The 18,877-nt window shown below is 55.5% G+C and carries 20 protein-coding genes, 2 tRNA genes and 1 other RNA gene; 7 read left to right on the plus strand and 16 right to left on the minus strand.

Annotation, left to right across the window (positions count from 1 at the left end; all coding sequences use genetic code 11):
- Positions 1–2,009: SIR2 family protein (locus MK745_RS07610; protein ID WP_243612692.1), on the plus strand; the 2,009-nt coding region annotated here is incomplete at its 5' end.
- A 517-nt stretch (positions 2,010–2,526) separates the two neighbouring features.
- Entirely contained in the window at positions 2,527–2,922 is a 396-nt protein-coding gene (locus MK745_RS07615; protein ID WP_243612693.1) for a DUF6634 family protein, read from the plus strand.
- 644 nt (positions 2,923–3,566) lie between these two features.
- Here MK745_RS07615 and MK745_RS07620 read toward each other — a convergent pair.
- The 5 genes from MK745_RS07620 to MK745_RS07640 all read right to left on the minus strand — a co-directional run bounded on the left by MK745_RS07620 (position 3,567) and on the right by MK745_RS07640 (position 7,501).
- Positions 3,567–3,926 (minus strand): helix-turn-helix domain-containing protein, encoded by a 360-nt coding sequence (locus tag MK745_RS07620; RefSeq protein WP_243612694.1) that lies wholly within the window; start codon positions 3,924–3,926, stop codon positions 3,567–3,569.
- On the minus strand, positions 3,923–4,120 hold the full coding sequence (locus MK745_RS07625; protein ID WP_243612695.1) for a type II toxin-antitoxin system RelE/ParE family toxin: 198 nt from the start codon (positions 4,118–4,120) through the stop codon (positions 3,923–3,925). The genes MK745_RS07620 and MK745_RS07625 overlap by 4 nt, the downstream gene beginning before the upstream one ends.
- Positions 4,121–4,236: 116 nt before the next feature.
- A complete protein-coding gene (locus MK745_RS07630) occupies positions 4,237–6,108 on the minus strand; it encodes a hypothetical protein (protein ID WP_243612696.1) in 1,872 nt (623 codons plus the stop codon).
- Positions 6,109–6,432: 324 nt separating this feature from the next.
- Positions 6,433–6,507 (minus strand) — tRNA-Asn (locus MK745_RS07635).
- Between the two features lie 79 nt (positions 6,508–6,586).
- Complete coding sequence (locus tag MK745_RS07640) at positions 6,587–7,501, minus strand: MBL fold metallo-hydrolase (RefSeq protein WP_243612697.1); 915 nt, start codon at positions 7,499–7,501, stop codon at positions 6,587–6,589.
- Positions 7,502–7,540: 39 nt separating this feature from the next.
- On the opposite strand from MK745_RS07640, the gene MK745_RS07645 reads away from it, so the two are divergent.
- Complete coding sequence (locus MK745_RS07645; RefSeq protein ID WP_243612698.1) at positions 7,541–8,860, plus strand: ATP-binding protein; 1,320 nt, start codon at positions 7,541–7,543, stop codon at positions 8,858–8,860.
- Positions 8,861–8,884: 24 nt separating this feature from the next.
- On the opposite strand, the gene MK745_RS07650 is transcribed toward MK745_RS07645, so the two are convergent.
- Positions 8,885–8,961, minus strand: a tRNA-Ile gene (locus MK745_RS07650).
- A gap of 108 nt (positions 8,962–9,069) precedes the next feature.
- On the opposite strand from MK745_RS07650, the gene purM reads away from it, so the two are divergent.
- The 3 genes from purM (at position 9,070) to rnd (ending at position 11,958) form a co-directional block, all read left to right on the plus strand.
- Positions 9,070–10,116 (plus strand): phosphoribosylformylglycinamidine cyclo-ligase, encoded by a 1,047-nt coding sequence (purM, locus tag MK745_RS07655; RefSeq protein WP_243612699.1) that lies wholly within the window; start codon positions 9,070–9,072, stop codon positions 10,114–10,116.
- Complete coding sequence (gene purN, locus MK745_RS07660) at positions 10,113–10,709, plus strand: phosphoribosylglycinamide formyltransferase (protein ID WP_297755291.1); 597 nt, start codon at positions 10,113–10,115, stop codon at positions 10,707–10,709. Before purM ends, purN begins: the two co-directional genes overlap by 4 nt.
- A 91-nt stretch (positions 10,710–10,800) precedes the next feature.
- A complete protein-coding gene (gene rnd / locus MK745_RS07665; RefSeq protein WP_243612700.1) occupies positions 10,801–11,958 on the plus strand; it encodes a ribonuclease D in 1,158 nt (385 codons plus the stop codon).
- 18 nt (positions 11,959–11,976) lie between these two features.
- Here the strand turns inward: rnd and MK745_RS07670 are convergent, their stop codons facing one another.
- Complete coding sequence (locus MK745_RS07670) at positions 11,977–12,483, minus strand: hypothetical protein (RefSeq protein WP_243612701.1); 507 nt, start codon at positions 12,481–12,483, stop codon at positions 11,977–11,979.
- Positions 12,484–12,606: 123 nt separating this feature from the next.
- Here MK745_RS07670 and MK745_RS07675 point away from each other — a divergent pair, with 123 nt between their 5' ends.
- A complete protein-coding gene (locus MK745_RS07675) occupies positions 12,607–13,017 on the plus strand; it encodes a SufE family protein (RefSeq protein ID WP_243612702.1) in 411 nt (136 codons plus the stop codon).
- Positions 13,018–13,023: 6 nt separating this feature from the next.
- Here the strand turns inward: MK745_RS07675 and MK745_RS07680 are convergent, their stop codons facing one another.
- From MK745_RS07680 to MK745_RS07720, 9 genes are all read right to left on the minus strand, one after another.
- Entirely contained in the window at positions 13,024–13,245 is a 222-nt protein-coding gene (locus MK745_RS07680; protein ID WP_243612703.1) for a ribbon-helix-helix domain-containing protein, read from the minus strand.
- Positions 13,242–13,421: a DUF4169 family protein gene (locus MK745_RS07685; RefSeq protein WP_243612704.1), complete on the minus strand. Its 180-nt coding sequence runs from the start codon at positions 13,419–13,421 to the stop codon at positions 13,242–13,244. The genes MK745_RS07680 and MK745_RS07685 overlap by 4 nt, the downstream gene beginning before the upstream one ends.
- Positions 13,421–14,815 carry a class II fumarate hydratase gene (gene fumC / locus MK745_RS07690; RefSeq protein ID WP_243612705.1) on the minus strand — a complete coding sequence of 465 codons (1,395 nt, stop codon included), beginning with the start codon at positions 14,813–14,815 and terminating at the stop codon, positions 13,421–13,423. Before fumC ends, MK745_RS07685 begins: the two co-directional genes overlap by 1 nt.
- Positions 14,816–14,919: 104 nt before the next feature.
- A complete protein-coding gene (locus MK745_RS07695; protein WP_243612706.1) occupies positions 14,920–15,393 on the minus strand; it encodes an SspB family protein in 474 nt (157 codons plus the stop codon).
- A gap of 63 nt (positions 15,394–15,456) precedes the next feature.
- Positions 15,457–16,719 carry a chromate efflux transporter gene (gene chrA, locus MK745_RS07700; RefSeq protein WP_243612707.1) on the minus strand — a complete coding sequence of 421 codons (1,263 nt, stop codon included), beginning with the start codon at positions 16,717–16,719 and terminating at the stop codon, positions 15,457–15,459.
- A gap of 77 nt (positions 16,720–16,796) precedes the next feature.
- On the minus strand, positions 16,797–17,222 hold the full coding sequence (locus tag MK745_RS07705) for an ester cyclase (protein ID WP_243612708.1): 426 nt from the start codon (positions 17,220–17,222) through the stop codon (positions 16,797–16,799).
- Positions 17,223–17,300: 78 nt separating this feature from the next.
- Positions 17,301–17,652, minus strand: a transfer-messenger RNA (tmRNA) gene (gene ssrA, locus MK745_RS07710).
- A 122-nt stretch (positions 17,653–17,774) separates the two neighbouring features.
- Positions 17,775–17,951 carry a hypothetical protein gene (locus MK745_RS07715; protein WP_243612709.1) on the minus strand — a complete coding sequence of 59 codons (177 nt, stop codon included), beginning with the start codon at positions 17,949–17,951 and terminating at the stop codon, positions 17,775–17,777.
- A gap of 34 nt (positions 17,952–17,985) precedes the next feature.
- A complete protein-coding gene (locus MK745_RS07720; protein ID WP_243612710.1) occupies positions 17,986–18,720 on the minus strand; it encodes a FadR/GntR family transcriptional regulator in 735 nt (244 codons plus the stop codon).
- Positions 18,721–18,877 lie beyond the last annotated feature (157 nt).

Below are 18,877 nucleotides of genomic sequence, written 5' to 3' on the forward strand. Positions count from 1 at the left end.
ATTGTGAACTATTCAAGATCCACGGAACAATTGAGAAAGACATATCGGACGGAAATCAGAGTAGGATCATCTTAACCGTAGACGACTACGACCAAACTGAAGAGTTTCGCGAGCAACTCTATGATCGGATGCGCGGAGACCTCGCCGGTGCCGACCTGGTGATAGTTGGACAATCGCTTTCCGACCCCGACATGGACGCATTGGTGAAGCGTGCCGCAAGACTAAACGAGAGCAGCCTCTCCCCTGGGAGCATCACGCTTCTGGTTTACACTAAGAACGAGAGTCGGGCCCTCCTACAGGAGAGAAAAGGGCTGCGAGTTGTGTTCGGTGGTGTAGATGAGTTATTTACACAGCTTGAAAAGAAGCCGCCGAAAGTAGTTGCTGCAAGTGCGGTGAAAGACGACGAGGTTCTTACCGGCACTCATATTTTGAATTCTATAATTGAGGTTTCAGAAGTTTCGAACGGCGCCGAGGCTGATGTGAGCTCAATGTTCAACGGCTGGCCGGCATCTCACCGGGAAATTGAAGCGGGTTTGACCTTTGAAAGAGACATTTCTCGCGAGATTGCTAAGCACTTCGAAGAACCAGGCATCCTTTCGGGGGTAATTCTCGGCGCGGCTGGTGTAGGTAAGTCAACAGCGGCCCGGCAAGCGCTCCAACTTCTTCGTAGAGCGGGCTTTAGGGCCTGGGAGCATATCAACGAGCACACGCTGAGCGTAACCAACTGGAGAAGGATCGCGGCTAATCTCAAGGAGAAAGAACTCGTCGGCGTACTATTCGTTGACGAAGCTCACTCTCACTTGCACCAGCTCAATGAGCTCGTGGACCTGCTTGTAGCCGACGATAATCCCCATCTAAAAATTTTGGCCGTCTCAACGAAGAGCAACTGGATTCCACGGAGCAGAACCCCAAACTTCAATCGTTGCGGGCAAGATTTTTGGCTCTCAAAATTGTCCGGTGACGAGATCGACCGGTTGTTAAATCTAATTGATCGACAGCCACGTATTCGTGAGCTTGTCGAAGATTCCTTTAGTGGCTTCAACAAATCAGAGCGGCGACGGCGCTTGGTGCATAGATGTGAAGCGGACATGTTTGTTTGCTTGAAAAACATCTTTGCCTCTGAGTCGTTCGACGACATTATTCTTCGCGAGTATGCGGGACTTGATCCCGTTCCCCAAGATATTTACAAGCACGTTGCCGCGATGGAGACATTAGGCGTCCGCGTTCATCGCCAGCTCGCTATACGAATGCTAAAGGTCGAAGCAGGCAACATAGCGAGCATCTTGGCGTCTCTCGATGATATCGTGGAAGAGTATCCTGTCGAAAGACGTCATGGGATATTCGGGTGGAAGTGCAGGCACGGAGTTATTTCAGAGATTGTCACAAGATATAAGTTTGGCGATCTTGAACAGATTGTCGGTCTTCTGGATAAAGTTATCGACAATATATCGCCATCGTATGATATCGAGGTCAGAACGCTACGCGAGCTGTGCAATCTTGACGGCGGACTATCAAGAATCCCAGAGAAGAAGGAGCAGAACCGACTATTGCGGCGAATGATATCCATGGCGCCGGGTGAAAGGGTTCCGCGCCATCGACTAATACGAAATCTCATTGATCAAGGAGAGTTCGAAAAGGCCGAAACAGAAATTCGCGTTTTCAATTACGATTTCGGCTCTGATGGTCCTGTCCACCGCTACAAGATCAAGCTGATGGTTGCGCGGGCCGCGCGGGCACCTGGGCTGCTTGATGAGGATAGAATCGCCATTCTTGAGCAGGCTCAGGAGCTTGCTTCGACAGGTGTTTCGAAATTTCCGAATAATAAAAGTATCCTATCCGCATATGCTGAACTTGGTTTGGAATATCTTCGTCGCACCGGTTCTTACAGTTTCTTCGATGTTGCAATGGATGAGTTGAAAGCCGCGGAGGCCCGCCTGGGCGATGCCGACATCACCACAATGATAAGTCGCTTCGAGCGTCGCGCCGCCGGCTCAGAGACGGATTTTTGAGATAAAAACGGGGAGCAGTCATTGGCTCTCTACGCAGCGAATGACTGCTTCCCGCCCATGCTGTTGAAAAAGTCTTTGTTGCAGCGCGGTGTCCGTCCTGAATGTTGACGCTATATGATGTCCAAGGCCTCTGACGAAGGATTAATCTTCCTATCATTTTTCGGAGGCAATCATCTCTCGTTTAGATTTCCCGTCAGATAGCTGACGTTAGGGGTATCTCCGATAGTCAAGACATTTTTGGCAATGAAGCTTCGATTGTTTTGACAGATGCTTTCAGTAGTTTCTTTTTCGCAATTTTCCTTTGTCTTGGATTGCTTGAATTAGCGGCGCGAGTTCTGCCTTTGTTCTTAAATTTTCGCAAAGATGCTTCGTGTCGCGCGTGCATACATTGTTAGGCATATGGCGCTTCCTGTCTCCTTGCCCATGTTGCACAGTTCACATTTTACCTATTCCGTCCCGTGAAAATCTGATGGTGCGACGGCCTGAGCAGTTCGCATGAAGCATGGAGGGGGCTACTTTGGCACGACGGTATACGGCTGAGCTTGTTTCTCTATATAATCAAGCTCTTGATGCAGTGGAGCAGCGCGAAAAGTTTGACTTGGCGGCAGCTCCGGTTCTGACAGGGTATGTGCCTGTAAAGGTGGCAACCGGTCGGATCTTCATGTTTGGAAATGCCACCGACCACCCAGTTTTAGGGGATACATTGATCTCCACATCCGATCTTGTCTGGCTCGAACATGATGCCAAGATCGCACGCACGGTGTCGCGATTTTACAAGCTTGAAGTGAAAGCCGATTTTCCAACTGGAAGCCTCGTCTCGGCCGGGCATCTCTGGGGGCGCGTTCTTGGTGACGAAGAACTCGAGTACATGCTCCGAGATAAGGCAGCACTATTTCGGAAACTCATGAACTAGGGTACAGCCGGTATCTCATGATCTCATAAAGATTTCCGGCGCGACGAAAGCCGTGAGGCACCATTGGAAGATATCTTAAGATGAGATTCTCGCATTGACCGCAAGCATGACACAGATCTTGCGATTGCTGAATGCCACTGGTCCGTACTTCACTGCGGCGCAGCAATATTTACGTTGGAGCGATGAGGAGTCTAACGGGCAGATTAGGGTCTTGGTTTCAATTGAAAAGGAAGTCGGGGAATTCATCCGATTTCGAAGCTTTGACATCCGGACCTCAGGACTGAATCTAGCAAGATATCAGCCGTCGAGCCCATGGATCATGTTTCATAATAATATCAAGCCACTGGCACTATTTCAGCATTTTAGCATCGACAGAGATTTTGGTCTCTACAATTCCGACGCTCAGCTTCTCAGTGAATGGGTCTATGCGAATAGATCTGGTCAGGTGCTCTTCAGATCGTGTCGAAACATAGGTAAGCTTTGATCCGCTTGGTTTCGTTCAGCCAGTTATGCTTAATATGAGGACCCGAAGGGGAGCAGGGCAAACCCAATCTGTAAACATATCCTCACCCGGAAAGCAAACAGGGCCGCGCAAAGCGCGACCCTAGGACGTTTAGTGTTCTGAAATTCAAGGCATATCGGGATCAGACGTCCACAAGAAGTCTCTCCTTCTCGTTCCGAACAAAATAGCGAGGATCCTGATGAGAGGCGACTTTCTTGAAGCCGATTTCAACATCCCGATTCAATCGAACCATAAACGACAAGAGCTTTTCCAGAGAAAACCCATGAAGTTTTCCGTTCTGCAGAGCAGAGACTTTTGGCTGTGGAACCCCGAGAATCTCAGCTGCTTGTCGTTGATTCAGGTGGCGATGATGAACAATAGAGTTGATTTGACCCGCGATCGTAGCTTTAAGTTTTAGCTCAGGCGCATCATCGAGCCCCAGGTCAGCAAAAACATTTCCGCTGCCAACTTCGATCTCAAGTTCTTCCGCGACATCAGTCATGCTTTTTTCCTCAGTTGTTCTTTTACTTGCTTTAGGCGACGCTTTACCAGATCAGTTTCAGATTTCGGGGTCTTTTTCCCGGTTTTAGACTTCTTTTTGAACGCGTGAAGCACATACAAATCATCCCCGAGATTCACTGCATAGACGGCTCGACAGGTTGCAACAACCTTCGCGCGCTCTGTGCTGTTGCTCATCTTAAGTTACATCTTGTTGCTTCCCATCATCCCAACGCAGTACTTTCGATTGACATTCAAGGTTTCGAATGAATGGGCGTGAACTCTCTTTAGCCCTCCCGTAGGACGCAACGCCATCACATCAGTCGAGGCAGCTTCTCGATTGCGTCCCGCTTCACATGGAGTGGCGTCTCGTCGCGATAGGTAGAGGTGTTGATGGATTCATCGCCTTCGCTATGGATGTGGCCCACCAGATCCGTACGCGTGACATCAAGCACGTCGCCACAATGCAGGAGCGTGTGATTTACGTAGTGGCGCAGACTGTGGATGCACAGTTTGCGGCGATTCCCCTTGAGCGCAATTGTCATTGCTTTCCGCCACGCATCGTCAAAACGTTCGCCGAACTTCTCAACGGACAAGGCGAGGTCTTCGGTCGGTGACCGCTTACTGCCTTTGCGTGGGGCAGGGACGACATCGGGGAACAGCAGCGTGTGACCCTTTTGGGCAGTGGATTCGGCGTATTCCATGATGCCCAGGTCGATCAGCTGCGAGTGAATGGGCACCATGCGAGTCAGCTTGTCAGCCTCATCACAGTCCGCAGCTTCGCCTTTGATGCCACGGTAAACGTTCGACTGAATCACGAAGGTCGGGATGTCGTCGATAATCTGTACATCGGTGGCCAGCATCCCTGCGATCTCGGCCCGTCTTGCGCCAGTGTAAGCCAAAATGAGCGGAATCCAGTATTTCCCATCTTGCACAAGAGTTGTGCCTACCTCGTGGCGGCGTCCGGCTGAACGCGCGCCAGTCCAGATGGGGTGGGAGAACAACTGACGTGCCTCGTCGGTGCGGAAAACGGCGCGGGACTTATGCTTGTTCCGCGATGACTTCTTCTTGGGTTTCAACCCCGAGGTCTCCAGCTCTGGAAGCGGGTTGCCCTCCGCTCTTGCGCGGGCAATCAGCAGATCAATGGATTTCACATGGCGCCGCACCGTGCTCGAGTCGAGGCCGCGCTCATTGGGCGGCAGATGCTTGGCGTTCAAATACACCTCGTCAATCGTGCGGTGCAGATCCTTTGCTGAGCGCAAGAAATTCTTCGGAAACTTCTGCAAGCTGTCGGACCAGTGGGTCAGATGCGCTTGCTTGATCTCTGTGACCTTGGAAATGCCGGTGATAAACATGAAACGGCGAATGTCAGATCCGCGCTGCTTAGCGACATCCTTGCTCATTTTGTTTTCGACCGACGTGCGCCAGAAGATATGGGCGATGTCGTCAGACCAGGTATCGGGAGTTGCCGTCAATGCGTCATCCCGGGCATCAGAGAAATAATTTTCAAGGTTTTTCATTGTCTTGCAGGTGTTCTCTGAAGCACTTTTTGAAGTGCGCTCAACCTGTGGTGATGGCTGTTTAGGACTCGAGATGACCGTCACAGCGGGTGTTTCTTGGAGCTCAATCTCAGGCGGCGGCGCTTTGTCATCCGAGGCGCATTCAGGCGAGGGAGTCTGCAGTGCCACAGGCGTTTCCTCGTTGGGCTCCATGTGGTGCGTTTGTTCGGTGTCGGGGAGGTGTCCCGCCTGAACCGACTGAAGCGCGCGCAGGCGGGCTCGAAAACGCTCGGCCCGTAGCTGCGCGATATGTTCCTCGTCGTTGAGGGTCTCACCGGTGAGGGACGAATAAGTGGAAAGCAGGTCATCCTGTGTCTGTTTGGACAGTGCCTTGCGGCTTTCAGCTTCATAAAGATGTAGGGCCGTCTCCAGTGTCTCCTCGTCCCATTTGGGATCAATTTTCTCGACCGGAAGCTTTTTGCGAATACCCTGCTCAAGGAAGCTCTCATAAATGATCGGCAGTACGGACAATGAGCGCTCATTATCTGCGGAGAATCTTCCCTTCATTCTCGCAAAGTTAATCTGACGGTTCAGGTCGGAAACGCATTTCTTGAGATAATGTTCAAAATACCTGGACACGATTTTGTCAGGTAGCGCAGGCGTTAACAGTACAAAGCTATCGAACATTTGGTCGAACTCCAACTTGAGGCGTTCAAGCCATGTATGCGCAAGATTTCGATCTGTCGTCCCCAATGCCAAAAAAATTGGTGAACGAACTGTGGATAACCCTGGAACCCGCCGACGAAAATAGAATCGATTTCGTTTGCAGTAGAGATATTTTTGCTGTGTCAAAGTTGACCTCGGTGGTGAGGCCATCGCGAGTTTAGCTGTCTACAACCAATGCTCTGTGAGACTTTTGTGAGACGCCAGTGAGACGAATCCAAGTCAGAAATCGAAAGTAAACGGAGCTACTTTCTTTTTCTCATCCATATCAACACGTTAGGGTGTGTATGGCTCCGGCGGTAGGGATCGAACCTACGACCAATTGATTAACAGTCAACTGCTCTACCGCTGAGCTACGCCGGAACATGGGGCGTGATATAGCGGTGGTTTTTTCCGAGGTCCAGAGGGTTTCGTTACATTTTTTTCGTTTTTTTCGGATCGATCAGATCTGTTCGAACACAGCCTCGGATTCGAGGTCACCTTGGCTCTGGATGCGGTTTTTCCCAACAAGATCAACGAGGTGAGCGAAGACGTTGCGTGTTGCGGCCCCCATGAGGGCGGTCGGCGTATCGGTATAAATATGACAGGCGAGGTCATAAGCCCGCGCAGGGCCGGATTCGAGCGCCTTGAGAATCTCTGCCTCTCGCATTTCTCGGTGTTCAATCAGCCATGCAAGCCGCTCCGCCGGGTTCTCTATCGGCGCACCATGCCCGGCATGAAACACCTGCCACTCTCTCGCTGCGAGTTTGCGGCATGACTCCATGAAATCTGTCAGATCACCATCTGGGGGCGACACCAGAGAGCTTGCCCAGCCCATGACATGATCCCCGCAGAAGCAGACATCCTCCATGGCAAAGGACACATGGTTTCCAAAATGGCCAGGCGTGTGGATCGTTTCGAGCGCCCAATCGTCTCCTGAAACAATCTCTCCATCCGCAAGCGTGTGGTCTGGAACAAACCCCGCATCGATACCTTCGCCACCGCCGGCGAGCCCGCGCTCGGCGAGATCCTGCATAACGGGGCTTCGGCCCGCGAAGGCGTCCCCAAAAGCAAAGACCGGCGCTCCCGTGGCCTCTGAAAGGGGCCGCGCCAATGGCGAGTGATCCACATGCGCATGAGTGACCAGAATATGAGTGATCTCTTGTCCAGGAGCCACCGCATTTAGAATTGCATCAAGATGTGTCTCGGAGTCAGGTCCGGGATCTATGACGGCGAGGCCGCGCGCCCCAACAAGATAGGTATTTGTACCCCGAAACGTCATCGGGGAGGGATTCGGAGCCAACAGACGCCGCAAGCCTGAGGAGATCTCCTCGGCGATCCCGACGGGTGGGTCGAATTTCAGGATTTCAGGATCCATGGGCTTTCCTTCCGTTCACTCTCACGGCAAGGTTTACGCATGTTCTTTCAATGGCTCAAACGCTATATGCCGCGCAGTCTCTACGGACGGGCAGCCTTGATCCTGATCCTGCCAGTGGTCACGCTGCAGCTTGTGGTGTCCTTTGTCTTCATCCAAAGGCATTTCGAAGGCGTGACGGAACAGATGACGCGGTCTGTTTCGCGAGAGTTGGTCCTATTGCTCGACATGGTAGAGGCTAGCGGGGAGGGGCGGGAAGGCACCACGCAACTCGCGATGCTCTCGGATGCTCTCGAATACCATGTCGAGATCGGTGCGCTTTTGCCGCCTGGAAACCAACGGCGCTGGTATGATTTTTCAGGATTGGTGGTGATCCGGACGTTAAACGATCTCGTACCTGCTATTCGTGGTGTGGAACTACCTGACAACAGGATTGTTCGGGTCTACGCCGCGACCGGACAGGGGCCAACTATGTTCGAGTTTGACCGCCTTCGACTATCGGCGACCAATCCGCATCAGCTCTTGGTGAACATGGTCTTCTTCGGTGGACTTATGACCTTGATCGCCTATGTCTATCTTCGCAATCAGCTTCGCCCTGTGACGCGTTTGGCTGCCGCAGCCGAAGCATTTGGTCGTGGGCGGCATGTGCCGTATTCCCCGACAGGAGCGATCGAAGTGCGTGCGGCAGGCAATGCCTTTCTCGACATGCGCGCTCGGATTGAACGGCAGATCGAACAGCGGACCTTGATGCTCTCCGGGGTAAGTCATGACCTACGTACTCCACTTACTCGGCTCAAGCTTGGCCTAAGTCTCTTAGATCGAGAGGATGCCGAACCTCTTGAAAAAGATGTTGAAGACATGCGGAGACTCTTGGATGAGTTTCTCAGCTTTGCCCGCGGCGCCCACGAAGGGGAGCCTGAAAAGGTTGATCCAGTGGCACTCGTGCGAGAAATCGTCGAAGACAGCGCGCGCGGAGGACGAGACGTGACATTTGCGCCGGTCGAAGGAGATGGGGAGGGGCCTGTGTCCTTACGAGTTGTCGGGATCAAAAGGGCGGTTGAGAACCTGATCGGAAATGCCGTGCGTTATGGCACGACGGCCCGTGTGTCCCTTCGTCTTTCAGACAAATCCCTGCGCATTCGTGTTGAAGATGACGGCCCTGGCATCGCCGTCGAAGACCGTGAAGAAGCGGTCAAACCTTTCGCGCGCCTTGAACCTGGACGCAATCAGAACCGCGGTATGGGCGTGGGTCTCGGTCTATCGATCGCGGCGGACGTGGCGCGGGCGCATGGCGGGGTCTTGCGACTTGGCGAGAGCGAGGCACTTGGCGGACTCTGCGCGGATATCGTCATCGCGCGGTGACGGCGGTCGAATCGCAATGGAAACTGGTAGGCCCGGCAGGACTTGAACCCGCAACCAAAGCGTTATGAGCGCTCTGCTCTAACCAATTGAGCTACAGGCCCTACCTTAACGCTCTTTTGCTAGCAGAAGGCGCGCCCGCGTCAAGGGTTGGCGTTGCCTCCGAGACAGCGATGGTCTAGTGCCTCTTCAAGCCAGAGATGGAGTATGACATGAGCGACGGCAAGAATGGCATCACCTACGCGGATGCAGGTGTGGATATTGATGCGGGCAATGCGCTCGTTGACCGGATCAAGCCTGCGGCCAAGCGCACATCGCGCTCGGGCGTGATGTCCGGTCTCGGCGGGTTTGGCGCGCTATTTGATCTCAAGGCAGCAGGTTATGAAGATCCGATCCTTGTCGGCGCGACCGACGGTGTCGGCACCAAGCTCCGGATCGCGATTGATACCGGAAATGTCGATGGGGTTGGGATAGATCTCGTGGCCATGTGCGTAAACGACCTTGTGTGCCAAGGCGCGGAACCGCTCTTCTTTCTCGACTATTTCGCGACCGGCAAACTCGAGACCGAGGTGGCCGCGCGGATTATCGAAGGGATTGCTGAGGGCTGTGTGCAGTCGGGCTGCGCCCTGATCGGTGGGGAAACGGCGGAGATGCCGGGCATGTATGAGGCCGGGGATTTCGACCTCGCTGGGTTTGCTGTTGGCGCGATGGAACGCGGTACGGACCTTCCGGTCGATGTTTCCGAGGGTGATGTGCTGCTTGGACTTGCCTCGAACGGTGTGCATTCGAACGGCTATAGCCTCGTGCGCAAGCTTGTTGAGGTGTCTGGCCTTGGCTGGGACGATGACTGTCCCTGGGCTGAGGGCACGCTTGGTGCCGCGCTTCTTGCGCCGACTCGTCTCTATGTCAAACAGGCGTTGGAAGCGGTGCGCGCTGGCGGTGTAAATGGGCTGGCCCATATCACTGGTGGCGGTCTGACTGAAAACTTGCCGCGGGTTCTTCCCGAGGGCCTTGGCGCAGAGATCGACTTGGGTGCTTGGGAGCTTCCGGCCGTCTTCAAGTGGCTGGCGCAAACTGGTGGCATGGCTGAGTCGGAGCTTCTCAAGACTTTTAACTGCGGCATTGGCATGATCCTCGTTGTCAAAGCGGAACGTGCGGATGCTTTGGCCGATCTGCTTGAAAAAGCCGGCGAAGATGTTTCGCGCCTCGGCACGGTCTCGGCAGGCGAGGGTATGCGCTACGCAGGCGCGCTCCTGTGAAAAAGCGCGTCGCGATCTTCATTTCCGGCGGCGGCTCCAACATGGTGCGCCTCATCGAGGATATGCAGGCTGGCGATCATCCGGCTGAACCAGTGCTGGTTCTGGCGAACGATGCAGATGCAGGTGGGCTTGCTAAGGCGGCGGCGCTCGGTGTGCCGACAACTGTCGTTGACCACCGGCCCTTCAAAGGGGATCGAGTCGCTTTTGAGGCCGCGCTTCAGGCCGCTCTGGTAGAGGCTCGGCCTGACATTATCTGCCTTGCAGGGTTCATGCGTGTCCTGACAGAGGCGTTTGTCGCGCCTTGGGAAGGCAAGATGCTGAATATCCACCCTTCGTTGCTGCCAAAATATAAAGGGCTGCATACCCATGCCCGCGCCCTTGAGGCGGGGGACGCAGAACATGGGTGTTCCGTTCATCTTGTGACTCCTGCTCTCGACGATGGTCCGATCCTAGGACAGGCACGTGTCCCGGTCCTTGAAGGCGACAGCCCGGACGACCTCGCCGCGCGTGTTCTGGTGCAGGAGCACAAGCTCTACCCTGCGGTCCTTCGGCGGTTCGCGGCAAATGATCTGCGTCCCGTCCTTCTTCCTTAGAACGGCGTTTCGCACCTATTTGCAATTCCCGCGCATTCGCCGTAGTTCTTTGGAGCAGGGAGCGAGCAATATACATAGAAGAACTCCGCGTATGAAAACACTGACGACGACTGAGGAACTGGCACAGTTTTGCGAACTGGCGCGCACGAAACCCTATGTCACGATCGACACCGAATTCCTCAGAGAGCGGACCTATTTTTCAAAACTCTGCCTGATCCAGATGGCTATTCCGGATCATGAGGGCGATGATGCGGTTCTCGTTGACCCGCTTGTTGGCGATCTCTCTCTCGAGCCTCTCTATGATCTCTTCCGCGATACCTCCGTGGTGAAGGTCTTTCATGCCGCGCGGCAGGATCTCGAGATTTTCTTTGTCGAAGCCAAGGTCTTCCCTGATCCTCTTTTCGACACACAGGTTGCCGCGATGGTCTGTGGCTTTGGTGAGCAAGTGGGCTATGAGACCCTCGTGCGGAAGATCGCCAAGCAAAGCCTCGATAAGTCGAGCCGCTTTACAGATTGGTCGCGCCGCCCATTGACCGAGGCACAGCAGAAATACGCCCTCGGAGATGTGACGCACTTGCGCCGGATCTACGAGTTCTTGGCAGATAAACTTGAAGAGACAGGCCGCGCTCATTGGGTCGCTGAAGAGCTTCGTGTTCTGACCAATCCCGAAACCTACACCGTGCGTCCGTCCGAGGCCTGGAAACGGGTCAAGACACGTACAGTGACACCAAAGTTTCTCGCCGTCGTGCGAGAGCTCGCGCGGTTCCGTGAGGGGTATGCGCAGAGCCGCAATATCCCCCGCAACAGGGTCTTCAAGGATGATGCGCTTGTAGAACTGGCATCCACCAAACCCAAGAATCTTCAGGACTTGGGGCGCTCTCGTCTCTTGTTGCGCGAAGCACGTAAAGGTGAGATCGCCGAGGGAATCCTGAGCGCGATCAAGAACGGTGTGGAGTGTCGCGCAGACGAGATGCCGACACCCGATAAGACCCGCGATAAGTTGCAGGTCAATCCAGCGCTCGCTGATCTCCTGCGGGTTCTGCTCAAGGCGCGCACTGAAAGCTCGGGGGTCGCGGCAAAGCTCATTGCGACGGCGGCAGATCTCGATGCGATCGCAGCAGGACTGCGAGATGTACCCGCATTGAGCGGGTGGCGCCGTGAGGTTTTCGGTGATGAAGCGATTCAGCTTTGTGAAGGCAAGATTGCCTTGGCCGCGAAGGGCAACAACGTGAAGGTTGTGCCGCTCTAATCAGCGTTGCGCGGCGTCTTAGCGCCGCGCCTGCCGGGCGTTGCTCTGGGAATAAACCTTGATCACCCGGACGCCTTCGAGTTGTTGGTTCGTCAGTTTGTGGCCAACGATCAAACGCCGCGCCGATGCCGGGCCCACCGGATAGCGCGGGTTCTGAACCGCTTTCATATCATAGCTCAATACGCCCTTGACCGGCTTGCCTTCATTGCGTGGATCAAGCTTGATCGCGTAGCCACCTTGCACTGTCCCAGTGCCGGTTGCCCGGATGATGGCACCGCCCGGCGTGCGCTCCACGCGCAGCTCATCCACACTCGCGACTGGTGTTCCAAGATAGCCCGGGTCCGGTCGCTTCCCAAGAAGACCAGGACCTTCTTGCGGAATAAGCGGGTTCTGTTTGGCTCTTTCTTCCTCGGTCAGCGCAACCTCTTCACTGCCCCCGAACCAATTGAACGGATTGAGACGGCTCGAACAGGCGCTGACACCAAGTGCAGCGACGAGGAAAAGAATCGTGACGGAATTGCGCATCAGCTCGACCTCTTAGCGTTTGTTATGGGTTAGCGGATTGAGCGCCGCTTGAAAAGCACCAAGCGGGGCTGGACCTTTTGCAAAGACGGTTCTAACTCATGGAAAAGCGATTGGGAGAGCAAGATGGCAACTGCGGCATTCGAGGAAATCGTCGAAGATTTCGAGTTCATCGAAGATTGGGAAGATCGCTATCGGCACGTCATCGATCTTGGAAAGGCGATGGAGCCGCTCGACGATGCACTAAAGGTGCCCGCAACCAAGGTTGATGGCTGCGCCTCACAAGTCTGGCTTCATCCTCGGATCGAGGCCGGGGTCTTCAGTTTCGAAGGCGATAGCGATGCGATGATCGTGCGCGGTCTGATCGCCGTCTTGCGCGCACTCTACAATGACATCCCAGTCGTCAACGTCGGCAAGGTAGATGCGCGGGCAGAATTTGAACGCCTTGGCCTCAACGAACACCTGTCATCGCAACGTTCTAATGGACTCCGCGCTATGATCGAAAGAATCCGCTCCGTGGCTGCTGAAGCGGCTTAGGTCGGATCAGTTCGCATCCCGGTAGTAGCGAAGAACATAGAGACGTATCGCGGTCGCGAGGCCCGTTTCTATATCCCGCTCTGCATCAATTTGTGCCGCCAATTCGTTGATTGCCAAGGTTTTCTTGTCAGCGATTTCACGAAACGCACGCCAGAAGTCATCCTCCAGTGAGACACTAGTGCGGTGGCCGCGCAAAGTCAGAGAGCGTTTGATCGGTCGCGCGCTCATGGCTCGTCGCGCTTGTTGCCATCGAGATGGGCTTTGGCCTTTGCAGCCTCTGATTCATCCCGAGCGCGTTCCGCTTTGGTACGCCCGAATTTCACGGAATTTTCCTGAGCGCGGGCCTTCTTGGCGGCCCGCGCTTTTTCTTTTCGAAACCGGTTCAGGTTAACCGGATCGGCCATTAGTCCTTGGGACCAATCATTTGTTCGGGACGCACGACCTTTTCGAAGGTCTCTTCGTCCACAAAGCCAAGCGCAATGGCCTCTTCCTTGAGGGTTGTGCCATTCTTGTGGGCAGTCTTCGCCACTTTGGTCGCGTTATCGTAGCCGATCGTGGGTGCGAGCGCGGTCACCAGCATGAGCGATTCCTTCATCAGCTTCTCGATGCGCGGCTCATTGGCCTTAATACCGAGGAGCATACGCTCGGTGAAGCTATCTGCGACATCGCCCAGAAGCTGGATCGACTGCAGCAGGTTGTAGCTCATCATCGGATTGTAGACGTTGAGCTCGAAATGGCCCTGCGATCCCGCGAAGGTCATTGCGGCGTTGTTGCCCATGACATGCGCTGCGACCTGGGTCATGGCTTCTGCCTGGGTCGGGTTAACCTTGCCCGGCATGATCGACGAGCCAGGTTCGTTTTCCGGCAGGATCAGTTCGCCAAGCCCGGAGCGCGGGCCCGAGCCAAGGAAGCGGATATCGTTGGCGATCTTGTACATCGCGCCCGCGACAGTCGCGAGAGCGCCAGACATAAAGACCATCGCATCATGCGCGGCAAGCGACTCGAACTTGTTCGGGGCGGTGACAAAGGGCAGGCCGGTGATCTCGGCCATATGCGCAGCAACGGCTTCGCCCCAACCATTTTGGGTGTTGAGCCCGGTGCCGACGGCTGTGCCGCCTTGCGCGAGTTCGTAGATCCCCGGAAGCGCCGCTTCCACGCGCGCAATCCCCTGACGGATTTGGTGTGCGTAGCCGGAGAATTCCTGACCCAGGGTGAGCGGAGTCGCATCCTGCGTGTGGGTGCGGCCGATTTTGATGATGTCTTTGAATTCCTCGGACTTCTGCTCAAGCCCCTCGGCGAGTTTCTTCAGGCCCGGCATGAGCACGTCACGCACGGACATCGCCGTTGCGATATGCATTGCAGTGGGGAAAGTGTCGTTTGAGGACTGGCCCATGTTGCAGTGATCGTTGGGGTGGACCGGGTCTTTGGAACCGATAACACCACCAAGGATTTCGATGGCGCGGTTCGCGATCACTTCGTTGGAGTTCATGTTCGATTGGGTTCCCGAACCGGTTTGCCAAACAACAAGCGGAAAGTTGTCATCGAACTTGCCTTCGATCACTTCACCCGCGGCCTGGATCACGGCATCAGCGATTTTCGCGTCGAGCTTGCCCGTTGCCTTGTTTTCCATGGCGCAAGCCTTCTTGATCACGCCGAGCGCGCGGACGATCGCCACGGGCTGTTTTTCCCAGCCGATGGGAAAGTTCATGATCGAACGCTGGGTCTGGGCGCCCCAATACTTGTCTGTAGGAACCTCGAGCGGGCCAAAGCTATCGGTTTCGGTGCGGGTCTGGGTCATCGGTCGTGCTCCGTAACATTTGTCAGCCCGTGTCATAGAGAAACGGGGGCAGAAATCAATACAGTATACCGTTGGATACCGGCGCCTGCGACGGTGCAGCGCGCCTAGGTCTTACGGAAGCTATCCAGACTCACCACATCGGCGTCCTTGTGCGTTTCCTCAGCTTCGTCCACGTCGAGAGGCTCTTCGGGCGCGACCTCTAGGTCATCCTCACCCTCATCCTCCTCTTGAGTCTCAAAGCGCAGGCCGAACTCGACAGATGGATCCACGAAGGTCTTGATCGCATCGTAGGGAATATAAAGAGGTTCGGGAGAGTCGCCGAAGTTCAAAGTCACCGAGAAGCCTTCGTCACTGACTTCTAGGTTCTCGTACCAATGCTGCATGACAACGGTCATTTCACCAGGGTAGCGATCCATCAACCAGTCTGCGATCCGAACATCTGGGTGGTGGGTGTCGAAGGTGATGAAGAAGTGATGTTCACCGGGTAGACCATTGGCCTCGATGTCTTTCAACACCTCTTGGATGAGGCTGCGCATGGCGCGGTGCATCAGATTTCCGTAGTCGATCGTGCGGGTCATTGAGAGGCCTCGGTTTAGCTGTCTTCACCATAAGAGATTCGGCGGGAAACAAAAGATGTGCGATCAAAAAACCATAGGCACGACGAGAGCAAGGCCGGTTGCGACACAGGAGAGGACAAGAAGTGTGCGTAGCAGAGACTGTCGGAGCCAGAGGAACAGGAGCGCCGCAAGGCCGGTTAGGGCAAGCGGGACAGTGCGCAGCGAATCCAACTCCGGCAGCAAGCCAAAGCCCGTCTCGTGCAGTGTTCCGAAGAGAAGATGCAGCGCGAACCAGAGGCTCAGGTTGGCAATGACACCGAGCACCGCGGCGGAAATGGATTGAAGCGCAGCGGTAAGACGCGGTTGTGCAAGGAGGGTCTCGACATAGGGCGCGGCGGCGAAAATCCATAAGAAACAGGGGACAAACGTGACCCACAGGGTAAGGATGCTGGCTGCGATAGCCATACGCCAGCCCCCTTCGAGATAGCCGGCAAGTTGGCCTGTGAACTGTGTCACGAGGATAAGCGGGCCGGGGGTCGTCTCAGCCAAGCCGAGCGCGTCCATCATCTGCGATGTATCGAGCCAGCCGTGGTCTTGCACGACCGCTTGCACCATGTAGGCAAGAACGGCGTAGGCACCGCCAAAGGTCACCACGGCGAGCTTGGAAAAGAAAAGGGCGATATCGGTCAGGAAGGTATAGCCAAGCGCATAGCACAAAACGATAGGTGCGACCCAGAGCGCGCCCCAAAGAAGAACTGTGCGCAGAAGGCGGCTTGTCGATGTCACGGGAGGCGGCACGGGTGCCGACTCGGGCTCGCTGCGCGTCACGGCTCCGAGAAGAGCCGCGAGAAAAATCACCGCCGGGAAAGGCAATAGGCCGGTATAGAGGGCAAAGAACGCAGCGATTGAGATAGCAATATTTTTCTTTGAAGTCAGAACCTTGGCACCAAGGCGCGCAAGCGCTTGTAAGACGATCGCGACGACGGTGGCCTGCACGCCGAGAAATGCTGCAGCGACAAGCGGCAAGGATCCGAAAGCGATATAAAGCGCGCCGAGAAGGGCGATGGTCAGCGCTCCTGGCAACACGAAGAGGCCGCCACCGATGAGGCCACCAGGTACGCCGCGCAAGCGCCAGCCAGAATAGGTTGCGAGCTGCATCGCTTCCGGGCCGGGCAGAAGCATGCAGAAAGACAGCGCACCGAGGAACTGTTTCTCCGAGAGCCATTGGCGGTCATCGACGAGTTCACGATGCATCAGGCTGATTTGGGCTGCGGGGCCGCCGAAAGACAAACAACCAATGCGTCCAAAGACACGGATCAGGTCGGAGAGGGGCGTAGGCGCAGACATGTCCAGCAACGACCACGCCGGGGCGATTCCTGCAAGGGTTAATGAAACCTTACGACGTCGCGCGCCTCCCGAAACAACTAACCGATCCTCTGGCCCGTGAGGCAGAGAGCGAGGGAATTGGGGGGGAGGAGGCCGATTTGTTCGAAGAAGGCCATGAAATCGAAGCTGTTGTAGGTTTCGACCATCTTATTTTCGCGGAAACGCGCAAAAAGTTGGCCGGAGCCGACCACTGGCTTGCCTGTGGCGCTATCGGTGACGCGCATGGAGTAGAGCGCGGCGGCCCAATCGCCGTCTTCCATGACCTTGTCGAGGGCAACATGCACATCCTCGACCATTGCGAGAAACATCGGCACCAATTCGCGAAATTCGTCTGGGCCGACCTGCATCTCAGGTAGGAGCCCGGCGGCGTGGGTCTCGGGGCAGAACATCTCGTCAATGGCATCGAGATCGCCCTCGACCCAAACGCGGCGAAACCAATCCTCAAGAATCCGTTGCTTTGTCATGGGGTTACAACCCTTTTCGCATGTCGTGTGCGAAACAGGATAGGGGGCAAGCCTGACGAAACAGTTAAGGGAAATGGAAGTGCAGGCTTCTGTTGCCAGGTGCCTGCGAACCCCGCCTGACCTTGCTAGAGATCAGGACTTAAAGTTCGGTTTTTCCAACAGCTTACGCTGCGAGAGCAACCGGAGCACGATTGTCATTTGCAATTGTACAGTTTTCGCCGGTAACGGTGGCAGACAGCCGAGACAAAGCTAACCCCTTTAGACGTTCGTCGATCCTATTTCGGCCCCAAGTCCTTCAAATGAAAGGGTTATTGGTGGAGCCGCCGGGTACCGCCCCCGGGTCCGATCCGCTTATTACGAGCGCGTTTATGTCCATAGTCCCCGAAGAGACAGGTCATAAATAGGCAAGCATCGCACCGGATTCAAGGGATTCGCGGCGGGAGTGTTAACGGCGAAACCCCATGTCGGTATCACGTCGGTATTACGTCGGTATTGCATATGTGCGAGGGGCTTAGAGGCGAGTGTGAAGGATGCGCGCGGTGGGGTAAGGGGTTAACGAAATCGTTTGAAGATTTCGGGCCCTTTTCTTTGAAAGACCACGTGCCAGCCGACAAAGCGGTCGATGTCGCGGGCCTTGCGACGGATCACGCGGCCTACACGCGCGGCGCGGGACGAGAAGAGATCGCGTAGCCAAAGGTCCGCATCGAGAGGGGAGCGTGTCTTGTGCATGGGATGAATGTCCACGCGATTGGGAAAGCTCGGATTAACCTTGCCTGGCCCGCCGTGCCGACATCGCTTGGTCACCAAGCGCCAGTGTATAGGTCGCGAGCTCTGCCAGGGCCGTATCGGCAGCGGCGGCGTCCTGAGCTTCGAGGGCATCTGCGATACGGGTGTGCAGCCCGACAATCTCTTCACGCGAGCGGGCGGTGAAGGTGATCATGTTCATCAGCGGTTGCATCGCCTCGACCGCGCCAGCCAGTTGGTAGGAGAGGACCGGGTTGGCCGCCCCATCGACCAACGCACGATGAAAAGCGACGTCACTATCACAGAAGCTCTCATCTGACAGGCCGGGCTGGGCCTGACGGTGAATTTCGGCGCGCATGGTCGCAAGGTGGTCGAGACTTCGGCGCGCGGCACAAAGCGAGGCGCAAGCGCGCTCGAGCGCGAAACGGGCCTCGCAGGCGGTTTCGAAATCGACCGCATTCATCGACAACAAGAGTGTCGAGGTTGTCACGTGATTGGCGTAGGCCTCTTCATAAGAGAGGTGCCGCACGAAGGCCCCGCCAGTGGCGCCGCGCCGTGTCCGGATCAAATTCTGCGCGGCCAGCCGTTTCAGCGCTTCTCGCACGGTCGAGCGGGACACCTCGAATTGATCCGCGAGTTCGGCCTCGGAGGGCAGGCGATCATCAACGGACATTTCACCCGACAGGATCGAATCGCGGATCGCCTTGGCGATCTGGGCAGAGAGATCTTGGGGTTTGGAGGCGTCTGTTTTCATTTGTCTGACATTTAGTGTTTGCTCGCAGTTTAAATGTCTGACAATTTAATCGCAAGACATTCGAGTCGGACCACGACCCAGAGCCACGCGGCGATGACGGGGCTTTTCAAACGCGTCAGAAGCGCGTTTTCTGGGGCGAGGCCGGACTTGGGTGTGC

Source organism: Shimia aestuarii (genome assembly GCF_022814865.1).
Classification (GTDB): Bacteria; Pseudomonadota; Alphaproteobacteria; order Rhodobacterales; family Rhodobacteraceae; genus Shimia; species Shimia aestuarii_A.